The sequence below is a fragment of the Microcoleus sp. SVA1B4 genome (genome assembly GCF_036700545.1).
GTDB lineage: Bacteria > Cyanobacteriota > Cyanobacteriia > Cyanobacteriales > Microcoleaceae > Microcoleus.
Genome location: NZ_JAUBPB010000010.1, coordinates 62,211 through 74,514, shown reverse-complemented (window position 1 = coordinate 74,514; position 12,304 = coordinate 62,211). Strand labels below are relative to the sequence as shown.

The following is a 12,304-nucleotide window of genomic DNA, read 5'->3' as shown; positions in this document are numbered from 1 at the left end:
AGGTTGTGGGCCGAGTAGCCCTCAGAGGTTATCCTTAGTAATCAGGCTAGTTTCCGACAGGTTTGGATATGTTCCCAACAACTCTATTTCATGTTCCCCAAAATTTAATGCTATTACTCGACCGCAGCGCGATCGACCGATTAAAGCCCCTATTGGCGCAAACAACCGGAATGCCTATAGTTGCATCGGAAAATACGGCAACAATTGCGCTCGTATTGGTTGCTCTGGGAATTCTGGGTTGGGGATTTTATCGCGCCAGACCTTTTGGCAAACTGGGAATTTTGGCTTGGTTGCAGTCTGTTGCGCTGATGAGTCCCTGGCTGCTGTTCTTTGGTTTGTTCGCCGCCGGAATTTACCTCAATCTAGTGGCGGTATTGTTGCTGCTAGTGGCATCGACGGGATTGTACATTTATCTGGGCCGGCAATTGCGTAAGGCTGCATCTGATACAGTGCTGCCGCGGCCGGATGCTACTGAGGTAAAGTCCCAAAGCGATGCTTTCTCAGCCCCTGAGTCGCAGCGACCACCAGGTCCAGAAACCATTAAGATCGTCACCTCGTCGCCTGCGAATAATGAATCAGAAATAATTCCCGTTCCGGTGGAAGACCTCAAGGCAATTAAAGGTATCTTTGGAATTGATACTTTCTTTGCCACAGAAACGATTCCCTATCAAGATGGGGTAATTCTCAAAGGCAATCTCCGAGGAGACCCAGAACAAGTACACTCACGTTTGACGGCAAGTTTGGAAGAAAAATTAAACGATCGCTACCGCCTATTTTTAGTAGAAAATCAGGACGACAAGCCCGTAGTTATTATCTTGCCCAGCACCAACGACCCGCAGCCCACAACCGTGTCTCAAAAAATCCTAGCAGTCGTGCTCCTGCTGGCAACAATTGCTACTAGCTTAGAGACAGGCGGTTTGCTGCTAAGTTTCGATTTCTTTAACTCGCCGGCTAGATATCTAGAAGTTTTGCCAATTGCAGCCGGAATTTGGGCGGTTTTAGGCTCTGGGGAAATTGCTCGCCGAGTGCTGGCAAATCGGTACAAGGTTCGCTTGAGTTGGCCGTTTTTTATACCAACTTTGCAGATAGGTTGTTTTGGAGCGATCGACCGTTTTGAGTCGCTGCTGCCCAACCGTAAAGTTTTGTTTGACATCGCTTTTGCCGGGTCAGCCGCTGGGGGAATAGTTTCTCTGCTAATGCTGGTAACGGGTTTGCTGCTGTCTCACCCCGGCAGTTTGTTTCAAATTCCCGCAGAATTTTTCAAGGGATCGGTTTTGGTGGGAACTTTGGCAAAAGTGGTTTTGGGCTCGGCGTTGCAGCAGCAGATTGTTGACGTTCACCCGCTGGTAGTTATCGGTTGGTTGGGCTTGGTAATAACGGCGATTAATTTGATGCCGGCGGGACAGTTGGACGGGGGTAGAATCGTGCAAGCCATCTACGGTCGGAAAATAGCCAGTCGCACTACTTTGGCGACTTTTGTGGTGCTGGCTATCGTTTCTTTAGTTAATCCTTTGGCTCTGTATTGGGCGATCGTGATTCTGATTTTACAGCGGAATTTGGAGCGGCCGAGCCTCAACGAGCTGACTGAGCCTGACGACGCTCGCGCGGCTTTGGGTTTGCTAGCTTTGTTCTTGATGATTGCTGCACTGTTGCCGTTGACTCCGGCTTTAGCGGGTCGTCTGGGAATCGGGAATTAGCAGTAGTCGGGCATCTTTGGTAATAGGCTCTTGGGTTGCGGTAAATTAGTGGAATATAGGAATTGAGCGATCGAACTCGGAACTGAAGGGCGATCGGGTTCCTAACTACTAATTTCCCATTAATACCCGCGCCCAGGGCAATTTATCTACTACCAAAAGTTGATTTTTTTATAACCCAAAATTTGTTTAAACTTGATCGATTAAGTTTAAATAACTTATCTGAGCCTATAGGATAAAGTCATGGCTAATCAACTTCCTCCTGTATTGGTAACTTTTGATGCAGATGTTTTAATGACTGGCCGAACCCAAGTTTGGCAAGAATATGCGAAGGTGGGAACTTGCTATATCCCAGAAGTAGTGTACGACGAAATAGATCGTCTGACAGGGCAAGCGGTGGAAAAAGCTCAAGAGCAAGTAGCTCGAGAGTTTATGCGCTTTTTTGCCGACAGCGGCTGGATTGCAACTGACGCTCAGGAAACACACCGCGCTCTCGAACCTTCGATCAAAAATCAAAGCAAGCCAGCAATGCTTGTGGTGGCGACGGCTCAGTGCGTTTACGGTTTGGCTCAAGAACACCCGGACGCATTGGTGATTTTTGTGTCCAACAGCCAGCCTCTGCTGAAGCGGCTGGCTTCTGTAGGCGCTACGAATCTCTGCGGGATTACCGGGGCGATGCTGTTAAATTGGGCGAGGAAAGGGGAACGCCCGCCGGCGGCGACTCAGCAATTGCAAAGTTTGATGCGTACCCTCGCCGAACGCAAATCGACTCAGCGCCCTAATAGCAGAATTCAGGATGCTGCTGTTGGCCAAACGGGGGCTTCTGCTAGCCAGTTAACGGGAACCCGCGGCGCTTCTGAGCTAAAATCGCCCAGCAGTTTTACTAAAACTAATAAAACGGGTTTGACCCAGAAGCGCAGTGCGAGTTCGCGCCCCAAAACGCCGCGGCCCAGTCGCGAGGAGGCGAGAGATTACGAGCCGGCTGTATATCGCATGAAACATATTACACCTCCGAAAAAAAGGGACAGCGGTTTTCTGTCTACTGTGTTCAATTTTTTGGGAGCGTTATTTTTCTTGACGGTAGCGGTAGGTATTTTGTGGCGAGTGTTCGATGTTAGGGGTTTTAGAAAGACTTTTGTGCCGGCTCTACCACAGCCTGTGCAACAATTTGTTAAGTCGATCGACCCTAAATAATCTGGTTTTCTGAAAATTATACCTTCTGATGTGGTTGATTTGCACCTTGGGAAACTGGGATAGCACGCTTGATTAACAAATCGGTTCTCTCCCCTAAATATAGCGGTAAGCTGCTCGTGGCGCACCCTACGGTTAGAATTTCTGGCCTTAGTCCGCTGGGAATTTTCAACGGCTACTATCACAACACAAGATGAACGCTCCACTTTAGTGTTCTAAAAATTCCTCGCCATGCTGAACGGGAACCAAATAATTAGTGGATTAGCACTGGCTTTTGCGGGTTTTGCGTATGCTTTAGTATTTTTTGTTCTTCTTCCCTTCAGACAATACGATTATGCAGCACCGCTTGGGGCAATAGCAATGGCGATCGCCCTTACTCTAGCAATGAATTGGCTACTATCTGCATCGTTGCTAACTGGCTGGAGTTGGGTGGCGGCATTATTTGGTTTTCAGGTAGTCCTGATGTTTTTTGGTAGCGTGTTTTTGGAAGATGGGCTGTACCTGCCAAATTTGTTGTTTTTGGGAACTATGTGCGTAGGATATGGGAGCGTTTATACCAGTTTTTCACAACAAAAAACACTGGTAATTGTGGGCTTATTGACTGTATTTTTCCTAGCTTTAATGTACTTATCTTTGATTGGTGGCTATGCGATCAAAGGCAAAAATCCGTTTCAGGGTTCTTCTACCCAGATGCTGCCGCTGTTGAATCAAAGGGTAGAAATTATCACCGACAATCCCAAACAATTTTATTTGAATGGTAAAACTGGCGAGCTCACGCATATTGACCGTTATGAGGTGACAGTGAAACTAGATTCTGGAGGAGACGAAAGATTGATGTGGCCCTATGTCAATGTTTGGTGGCAGGATATCAAGGCTGCTAGGGAATGAGAATTAAATAACTTCCACAAGTTTGTGGGATGGGCGTCGGGCCCGTCCAAAAAGGACGGGCCCGACGCCCATCCCACAATAACAATTAAAATTGTAAGTTATTTAATTCGCGATCCTAGCGAACAGAAATCGCACTAATTTATATCGTTTTCGCTGGCCTCGGAATAATAAAATAGAGTCAACACTTAACACTCAACCATTCAGTTTTCCGACCCCTAGTCAACAGTCAACAGTCAACAGTCAACAATCATGACGAGTTCAACTGAAATTGATATCATTCATTATTTAAAGCTGGCGCTGTTCCTTCTAAAGGTCGAATAATGGCCGGTTTATTGGTAGATTGTTGCTGAAAAAGTGCCTTGAGTGCCAATTCAAGATTTTCTGCCATGACGATGCGGTTTTCGTAAACAGCAATAACTCTGACTAAAGTTGGCAAACTATTGCGCTCTGCTTCTAAGTAAAGAGGTTCCACATACAGTAAAGATTGTTCAATAGGAATTACTAATAAGTTTCCTTGAATTGCTTTTGAACCCTGGCGATTCCAGAGAGATATTTGTTCGGAAATAACAGGATCTTGGTTAATTAAAGCTTCTATTTGTTCCGGGCCATAAACTAATCGCTGTTTGGGAAACAGATACAACAGCAATTTTCCGTAATTGCCACCATCAGATCGCCCTGCAATCCAAGCAATTAAATTGTTGCGACTTACTGGTGTAAATGGGAGGAGCAAAATAAATTCTTCTGTTGTTTCCGTTGGCAGTTTCGTAATCAAATAATACGGTGCTACGGGCTGCTGTTCGCTGCCATAAATTTCATTGGGAACTCGCCACAAATCCTCCCGATTGTAAAATACTTGCGGGTCTTCCATATGATAAGTTAGCAAGCGTTCTGATTGAATGCTCAGCAAATCTACTGGATATCTGATATGTTTGCGGAGAGCCGGAGGCATTTTGTCAAGGGGTTTGAAGAGTCCGGGAAAGATAGCCATCCAACTGTTAATAATCGGATCGGAGGGATAGGCAACATAGAAGTCAACAGATCCGTTGTAGGCATCAATTACTACTTTTACAGAGTTACGGATGTAGTTAAACTCATGATTTCCCGGATCAGAATACGGATAGCGAGGACTTGCTGTATAGGCATCGATAATCCAGTAAAGATAGTTGGGAGATTTATCATTAGCGGCGGGTGCAGGTTTAATTTTGTTGCTATTTTCCTCCCTGGCTTTTTCTATATCATCATTGCTAAGATTAGCGTTTGCTACAACTAAATACGGGTCAGAATCGTAGCGCAAAAAAGGAGCGATCGCCCGGACTCTTTTATTAATATTTCGGCGGTACAGCAATTTAGTTTCTGGCGTAAAATTGCGGGTAAGCGCCATTTGCCAATTTTTGAGATAATTAGCAAACAGCCAGCGCCGCCACAGAGAACCGATCGCAATTCCGCCCTTACCGCTGTATGTATTGTAAACATTTTCTTCGCCGCTGGGATAGTCGAATTCTTTGACTTTTGTGGGCGTCATCACGTCTGTATCGGTGATTTCGCCGTAGTAAATTCGCGGGTAGCCGATCGGAATACTGGCCCGAATTCGATCGCTAGTGACTTCCAAAGCAGTCTCTCCTTTCTGGGCTGCCACTCCAATATCTTTGACAAAATAATCCGGTAAACCGCCGACACCGACTCTGTTTACGGGAGAAAGAGTAAAGCCGTAACCGTGAGTGTAAACTAGGTGTTCGTTCACCCAAGTTTGAGCATCCGGGGCAACTGCTGTGTAATCTAATTCCCGCGCTGCCAGAAACACTTGTTGACTTTCCGAATCTCCTTTTTGTGCTTTTTCCTTTTTGATTGTGTAGCGATCGATATCGGCATCAGGAAATGTATAATATGGTCTAATTTGCTGTAACTGTCTGGTGGTTTGCAGCAGCGGTCGCTTGTCCCACAGGCGGATGTTGCTAATAGTAAGTTGATTTTTTTCTAAGTCGGCATAAGTAAGTTTTCCGGCGGGATCGAAGGTCTTTATTTCGATTGTGTTGAGGTCAAAAGCTTCTTTAGTAAAGGCAATACTGCGCTGAATGTACGGCTGTTCTCGTGCTAGTTCGTTGGGTTGAACTATGAGTTGCTGCACAATTTGTGGCAGCAGCAAACCTCCCACCAAAGTTAAACTTACCCATGCTAAAAGAATTTTTTTTATGAGTTCATTTTTAATTTTGAATTGGTAAACCTGCCACAGCATCAAAAGTGCGATCGCCCCCGCCAAAATACTCAAAAATCCATACCAGGGCAACCGCACCGTCACGTCAGCATAATTCGCCCCGTAAGTAACGTCTCCCCGCGAATACAGCAATGAGTAGCGCCCCAACCAGTAGCGGAATGCAACGGCTAGCATGGAAGCTGCACCCAACCCGTACAAGTGCCGCTGCTGGGATCGAGAAAACCCCAAAAATATCCCTTGACTCAGGCTATTTCCCGACAGCAAATATGTTAAAGCACTAGATACTAAACTGTACAAAAATACAACTGTCAGCCCGAATCCTAGCAAATCTAAGATTGGCAAAATAAATACATAAAAGCTAATATTTTGATGAAAAAGAGGGTCGGTCGTGTTAAAATTAATAGGGTGAAAATATTGCAAAACATTTGTCCAGCGACTGGCGACAATCAGCCCGATCGCCAAACTGAGAAAAAGGGCGATCGCCCGCAGCCAAAAATCAGGCTTAATTACCACAGCTAACATTGTCCCCAGCAGCAAGCCCAACTGCCACCAGCGAGAAAATAACTGCACGGCTATTTGCTGGATGGACTCAATTCCTAACTGCACCGGCGGTGCAGGTAAATTGCCAGCTATACCCAAATAGGTGAGGCTGTTTGCAGCCAACAGCCCGCAGTGAATTACTATAAAAGTTGCGATCGAACTCAATCCGAATACCGCCAACAGCAGCCAGGAAAAGGTTATTTGGGATTTAGCAACAGGTAATTCGTAATTCTTCTCGGTATTCTTCCCCGCGTTGTTCGCCCTCAGTGAAGCGAATAGCTCCCCCACAACCGGCGATTTCATTTCCTCTGCGGGATGTTGCAGGCGGCGGGCTAAAGCCAAATTGCCGAGCAAAAAGACAGAAGAAACAGCAATTGCGATCGCCCCCAGCAACCCTTGAGTTTTCAGCTTTAACAGAAAAACCTGAAGATATCCAACTTCCTGAAACCAGAGAATTTCTGCCGCCATGCGGGAGGCAAATTCAAGAACCAGCCACAGCCCTACAATCCCTAAAATTAATTGATAAATTCGCCTATTAGTCATTACTTATTAGTCATTAGTTATTGGTTGAATGATAACTTATATCATGTTCGAGCAATTTACCCTCCCGAATGATGCTTTTGCCGCCAGGGTTGGAGGCATTTTTATTCATGGTAATTGACCGGGCATAATATGACTCCTGCTTTCGGGTCAACTGACTAATGACTAATGACTAATGACCAATGACAAACTAGCTGTACTGCTGATTGACATCCACATCCAAATTAAACAGTGTTTGCAAAGTTTGCATCGCTTGCCGCCGCGCCTCAATATCCTGCTGAGCGCGTAACTGTACCATCGGATCGTGCAAAATCTTATTCACAATCCCCCTTGTTAAAGATTCAATCACATCTTGATGTTTCTCCGAAAATTCCGAACCAAGACGCGATAAAGCTTTTTCTAACTCTTGTTCCCGAATCAATTCTATCTTATCCCGCAAACAGCTAATAGTAGGAACGGTTTCCAGACTGCGCCACCAGAGATCAAAAGCCTCTACTTCCTGTTCCAGCAAGCCCTGAGCTTCCATTGCCATTTTGCGACGGGTTTCGTGATTTTGAGCTACCACTGCTTTCAAGTCGTCCACATTAAACGATCGCACATTAGTGAGTTCGTTTGCATCCGAGTCAATGTTGCGCGGTACAGAAATATCCACCAACATCAAAGGGCGATTCGGATCTAAAACCGCTTCCAATTTAGCTTTATTTAACAGTGGATCGGTAGCTGCCGTACTGGTAAAAACCAAGTCAGAACTGGCAATTACCTGCATCATTTCCGATAGCTGATACAGGTGCAGTTGAGCATCTTTAAACTGACCGGCCAACTCCAGGGCGCCCCGCACAGAGCGGTTAACGATCGAAATATGGCTAGCTCCTTTGGAGAGCAAATGCTGCACCAAAAGCCGCGACATTTTGCCAGCACCGATAATGGCAATTTTGCTGCTTGCTAAATGCTGACCCTTCATTTGAGCCAATTCTGCCGCCGCCGAACTAATCGAAACTGCACCAGTACCGATGCTAGTTTCCGTGCGAACTCGCTTCCCTGCTGTGAGAGCTTGCTTAAACAAGCGCTCTAAAATTCTGCCTACACCTTTGTACTGCTGGGCGAGTTTGTGAGTTTGTTTTACCTGAGCCAAAATTTGTCCTTCTCCGAGCACCAAACTGTCGAGGCCAGAAGCCACTCGCATCAAGTGCATCACCGCATCTTCGTGCAGCAAAATAAACAGGTGAGGGCGCAAAGACTGCAAAGGAACTTTACTGCATTCGGAAAGGAACTGAATAACCTCTCGCACACCAGGCTCCGACTCGCTGGTAACAATATAAATTTCTAAGCGGTTGCAAGTGCTGAGGATGGCAACCTCTTGAATGTGCGGGTAGCCGCGCAATTGGGCGATCGCGGCTTCAACTTTCTGTTCTGGAATGCTCAGTTTTTCGCGAACTTCTACCGGCGCTGTTTTGTGGCTGAGACCTACGACTGCAATATTCATATCTGTGATTTGTCACTATTTCTTTCTTAGTTGTTAACAGTCACCTGTTATTAGTTCTTAGTTTATCGCTAATTGCTAATCACTGGTGACTGTTCACCGTTAACTGTTAATTGTTAACATTTAACTGTTAACCACTAACTAATCACTAATTCAATTGCAGAGATTTCGGCTGGTCAAACATATGGATTGTATCCACAAATCGAGCCGTTTTCGACTGAGAAGAAATTACCAAACTTTCAGTGCGAGCGCCGCCGCCAAAGAAGCGAACTCCATTCATCAGCGTTCCGGGAGTAATCCCGCAAGCTGCAAACAGAACTGTTTCTCCAGATGCCAGCTCTTCAGCATTGTAAATCTTGTCTGGGTCTGTGATGCCCATCTCTTTCAGGCGGGCGATATTGCTCTCTTTGCTTTCACCGATCAAACCAGTTTTTACAACAGCGGGATCGTAAATTAACTGCCCTTGGAAGTGACCGCCCAAGCAGCGCATTGCCGCTGCGGAAATCACGCCTTCGGGTGCTGCGCCAATACCCATAAGTGCGTGGATGTTGGAACCAGAAAACGCGCAAGAAATCGCTGCCGAAACGTCGCCGTCGCTGATCAGCCGAACTCTTGCACCCGCTTGCCGAATTTCATTAATTAAATCTTTGTGTCGGGGGCGATCCATGACCACCACCACCAAATCTTCAATACTGCGGCTGAGACAATCAGAGATAATTTTGAGGTTTTGAGTGGGCGTTTTGCGAATATCTACATGATTCTTAGCAGCCGCAGGAGCAGCCAATTTGTTCATGTAGAAATCCGGTGCCGCAAACAAACCACCTTTTTCAGAGATTGCCAAAACTGCCATCGAACCGTTTTGACCGTAAGCAACCAGGTTAGTACCTTCGCAGGGGTCAACAGCGATGTCAATTTCGATCAATTCATCTATGTTGCAGACATCTTTGGCATCTTCGCGGGTACAAATACCTACTTGTTCACCGATGTAAAGCATGGGTGCGTCATCGCGCTCGCCTTCGCCGATCACGATGCGGCCGCGCATGTGAATTTTGTTCATGCGCTCCCGCATGGCTTCTACAGCCACTCTGTCGGCTTCATCTTTCTCGCCTTTGCCCATTAAGCGAGCGGAGGCGATGGCTGCCTGCTCAACTACTTCGATAATCTCTAAACCGATTACATTGTCCACGAACTAGATCCTCCCAACTGCTGATGCGTGCCTTGTGCTCTTTTGCACTCCCAGCCATCAAGTTTATCAGAGGCGGGGATCTGTGCGAGCGCAAGCAGTTGCTTAGTTTGTGTTAACTTTTGCTTCTTTGAGACTGGGGCTGGAAAATCTGATCCCAATAAGCTCAAAGATCCGACCAAGAGGGCCGGCACGGGGAGTAGGGGTAGCACGGCCCCTACAAGAGAATGAAACAGCCCTGCCGTCTGAACGCTAAATCGCGGACTCCAGAGGTTCCGGGGCTGCGACGGGCTGTTTCAGGCAAGTTGTCATTCCGAGTGCCGTTAAAGGTTTTATGATTAGTTTGCGATGCACGATTTCTCAGAAACCCGGTTGCTAACCCGGAATTTATCGTTACTAAACCCAAAATTTTGGTAGAAACCGGGTTTGTGAGGGTAAGTCCTAATGACGATCGCAAATCAAATGGACAGCCCCAAATCGCGACGCAGTAGACTTTATGAGCCGTAAGCAAAAAACAATGATGATGAAAGCCCAAGATATTATGACCACAGATGTTGTTACCATTCGCGGTTCAGCAACGGTAGCTGAAGCGGTGGCGATGATGAACGATTTGTGTTTGCGCGCGTTGATTGTGGAACGTCGCCACGAACAAGATGCCTATGGCATTGTGACAGAAACGGATATTGTCTATAAAGTAGCAGCCTACGGAGTAGACCCGAAAAAAGTCCGCGTCTTCGAGATTATGACCAAACCTTGCATTACGGTCAATCCCGACTTGGGCGTGGAATATGTGGCTAGGTTGTTCGCGAATACCCGCATCCGCCGGGCGCCGGTGATTAAGGACGAGCTAGTGGGCATTATTTCGGTCACGGATATATTGACAAAAAGCGATTTTCTTGAGAAGCCGAAGAGTGTTTTATTTGACGAAGAAATCGAACAGGCGATCGCGGATGCCAGAAGTATCTGTGCCGAAAAAGGCGCTACCTCTAGAGAGTGCGCGGTAGCCTGGGATATTGTAGAAGAAATGCAGGCTGAGGCTTCTCACCAGCGATCGATGAAGCTGGAAAAAACGGCTTTTGACCAGTATTGCGAGGAAAATCCAGAGGCTGCTGAAGCGCGGATATACGACAGTTAATCTAGTTATTAGTCATTAACTATTAGTTATTAGTTATCTACTCTTATTTATGGATTGATAACTAATAACTAACAATCGGAAATAGCTTTTTTTCGGCTCGCCTCACGAAAGATAAAAATCTTAAGTGTTTGGCCCTGTCATCAGAAATTTGGGTTTGAAACCCCGTCCTTCGTTTGACGGCTTTACAAAGATTTTACATTGAGTCTAGCACAATATCACAATCGAAGTGTTAGACTGTGAGCATGACGCTCAAAGCCTTCAGCTATCGATTCTACCCAACTCCGGAACAAGAGAGTTTGTTGCGACGGACAATGGGTTGCGCTCGTTTAGTATACAACCGTGCCTTAGCCGTAAGAACCGAGGCATGGTACAAAGACCAAAAACGGGTAGGGTATGCTGAAACCTCTTCAATGCTAACCGAATGGAAGAAAACAGAAGAGTTAGATTTTCTGTCGGAAGTTAGCTGCGTACCGTTACAGCAATGCTTGCGACATTTACAAACGGCTTACACCAATTTTTTTGATGGGCGGGCGAAATATCCCAACTTCAAGAAAAAACGCAATGGTGGTAGCGCAGAGTTTACCAAATCTGCTTTCAAGTTTAAGGATGGACAAGTTTACTTAGCAAAGTGTGCCGACCCGTTGCCAATTCGTTGGAGCCGGATGCTACCTGTCGGTTGCCGACCATCAACCATTACGGTGAAGCTTTCACCATCTGGTAGGTGGTCAGTTTCCCTGTTGGTGAATGTTGAAATTGAAGCATTACCTCCGTCAGGCAGTCAAGTTGGTATTGACTTGGGCATTACAAGTTTACTCGCTCTTAGCACTGGTGAAAAGATTGCCAATCCCAAAGGATTCAAGGCAAAATATCGCAAACTTAGAAGAGCGCAGAAAGCTTTAAGCCGGAAACAGAAAGAATCAAACAACCGTCACAAAGCACGACTCAAAGTAGCGAAAGTACATCAAGAAATTGCTGATGCAAGAAAAGATAACCTTCACAAGTTAACAACGCGGTTGGTGCGCGAAAACCAAACCATCGCCGTCGAGAATTTGGCTGTGAAGAACATGATTAAAAATCCCAACCTTGCCATGGCGATAAGTGATGCAAGTTGGGGCGAATTGGTCAGGCAACTTGAATACAAGTGTAAGTGGTACGGTCGTACTTTAATTAAGATTGACCGATGGTTTCCGAGTTCAAAACGGTGTGGCAATTGCGGACACATCGTTGACAAGATGCCGTTGAATATCCGGGAATGGGATTGTCCTAATTGCGGGACACACCATGACCGAGACATCAACGCGGCAAAGAATATTTTGGCGGCAGGGCTTGCCGTGGCAGTCTGTGGAGCGACTGTAAGACCCGAACAGAGTAAATCTGTTAAGGCAGGTGCGAAACCCCGTAAGGGACAGAAGCAGAAACCTAAATCGTGAGGTTTGGGAAT

8 protein-coding genes are annotated in these 12,304 nt (G+C 46.3%); 5 read left to right on the top strand and 3 right to left on the bottom strand.

The annotated features are described in order from the left end of the window. The first annotated feature begins 68 nt into the window (after window positions 1-68). The 3 genes from QT987_RS07425 (at window position 69) to QT987_RS07415 (ending at window position 3,773) form a co-directional block, all read left to right on the top strand. The gene (locus tag QT987_RS07425; protein ID WP_333238642.1) at window positions 69-1,697 is read left to right on the top strand and encodes a site-2 protease family protein; all 1,629 of its coding nucleotides are present in this window, start codon (window positions 69-71) and stop codon (window positions 1,695-1,697) included. 240 nt (window positions 1,698-1,937) lie between these two features. Next, window positions 1,938-2,888, top strand: coding sequence for a hypothetical protein (locus QT987_RS07420; RefSeq protein ID WP_333238640.1), 951 nt, complete (start codon window positions 1,938-1,940; stop codon window positions 2,886-2,888). A gap of 228 nt (window positions 2,889-3,116) precedes the next feature. After that, window positions 3,117-3,773, top strand: coding sequence for a hypothetical protein (locus tag QT987_RS07415; RefSeq protein ID WP_333238638.1), 657 nt, complete (start codon window positions 3,117-3,119; stop codon window positions 3,771-3,773). A 274-nt stretch (window positions 3,774-4,047) separates the two neighbouring features. Here the strand turns inward: QT987_RS07415 and QT987_RS07410 are convergent, their stop codons facing one another. From QT987_RS07410 to glpX, 3 genes are all read right to left on the bottom strand, one after another. Then, window positions 4,048-7,068: a UPF0182 family protein gene (locus QT987_RS07410; RefSeq protein WP_333238636.1), complete on the bottom strand. Its 3,021-nt coding sequence runs from the start codon at window positions 7,066-7,068 to the stop codon at window positions 4,048-4,050. Between the two features lie 187 nt (window positions 7,069-7,255). Continuing rightward, a complete protein-coding gene (locus QT987_RS07405) occupies window positions 7,256-8,548 on the bottom strand; it encodes a glutamyl-tRNA reductase (RefSeq protein ID WP_333238634.1) in 1,293 nt (430 codons plus the stop codon). A gap of 145 nt (window positions 8,549-8,693) precedes the next feature. Continuing rightward, entirely contained in the window at window positions 8,694-9,731 is a 1,038-nt protein-coding gene (gene glpX, locus QT987_RS07400) for a class II fructose-bisphosphatase (protein WP_333055832.1), read from the bottom strand. Between the two features lie 514 nt (window positions 9,732-10,245). On the opposite strand from glpX, the gene QT987_RS07395 reads away from it, so the two are divergent. Together QT987_RS07395 and QT987_RS07390 are read left to right on the top strand one after the other, a co-directional pair. Beyond that, window positions 10,246-10,863, top strand: coding sequence for a CP12 domain-containing protein (locus QT987_RS07395; protein WP_333055870.1), 618 nt, complete (start codon window positions 10,246-10,248; stop codon window positions 10,861-10,863). 242 nt (window positions 10,864-11,105) lie between these two features. Then, on the top strand, window positions 11,106-12,293 hold the full coding sequence (locus QT987_RS07390; RefSeq protein ID WP_333238632.1) for an RNA-guided endonuclease TnpB family protein: 1,188 nt from the start codon (window positions 11,106-11,108) through the stop codon (window positions 12,291-12,293). Window positions 12,294-12,304: the final 11 nt, after the last annotated feature.

What these genes read in the sequence shown, in the direction of transcription:
- QT987_RS07410 (WP_333238636.1), bottom strand. Translation starts at nt 7,068, where the DNA reads ATGACTAATAGGCGAATTTATCAATTAATTTTAGGGATTGTAGGGCTG.
- QT987_RS07405 (WP_333238634.1), bottom strand. Translation starts at nt 8,548, where the DNA reads ATGAATATTGCAGTCGTAGGTCTCAGCCACAAAACAGCGCCGGTAGAA.
- QT987_RS07395 (WP_333055870.1), top strand. Translation starts at nt 10,246, where the DNA reads ATGATGATGAAAGCCCAAGATATTATGACCACAGATGTTGTTACCATT.
- QT987_RS07390 (WP_333238632.1), top strand. Translation starts at nt 11,106, where the DNA reads ATGACGCTCAAAGCCTTCAGCTATCGATTCTACCCAACTCCGGAACAA.
- QT987_RS07415 (WP_333238638.1), top strand. Translation starts at nt 3,117, where the DNA reads ATGCTGAACGGGAACCAAATAATTAGTGGATTAGCACTGGCTTTTGCG.
- QT987_RS07420 (WP_333238640.1), top strand. Translation starts at nt 1,938, where the DNA reads ATGGCTAATCAACTTCCTCCTGTATTGGTAACTTTTGATGCAGATGTT.
- QT987_RS07425 (WP_333238642.1), top strand. Translation starts at nt 69, where the DNA reads ATGTTCCCAACAACTCTATTTCATGTTCCCCAAAATTTAATGCTATTA.